Origin of the sequence: Pseudomonas sp. P7758, from assembly GCF_013386485.1 — a bacterium.
In the GTDB taxonomy this organism is placed as follows: domain Bacteria; phylum Pseudomonadota; class Gammaproteobacteria; order Pseudomonadales; family Pseudomonadaceae; genus Aquipseudomonas.
Genome location: NZ_JACARS010000268.1, coordinates 1 through 315 on the forward strand (window position 1 = coordinate 1; position 315 = coordinate 315).

1 protein-coding gene is annotated in these 315 nt (G+C 67.9%); it reads right to left on the bottom strand.

Annotation, left to right across the window (positions count from 1 at the left end):
- Positions 1-315 (bottom strand): helicase-related protein (locus HX873_RS31400; protein WP_256349692.1); only part of this gene is annotated, 315 nt, incomplete at both ends.

Here is a 315-nt window from a genome sequence, read left to right on the forward strand (position 1 = left end):
GATGCTGCACCAGCACATCCAACGGCTTGTGAGGCGACTGGCGCGCTTCTATGCGCCGTTCAGCGATGGCGTCCTGCGCGGCAGCGGCTTCCACCATTTCCAGGCTGTGGGTTGGCACCAGCGTGACCCGCGAAGGCCGGCCCGGTGCGTGGCCGGAGCGCCCTGCGCGCTGCATCAGCCGGGCTACGCCCTTGGCCGAGCCAATCTGCAGTACCCGTTCCACCGGCAGGAAATCTACCCCCAGGTCCAGGCTCGACGTACACACCACGGCCTTCAGTTGCCCCTCCTTCAGGGCTCGCTCCACCCAGTCCCGGG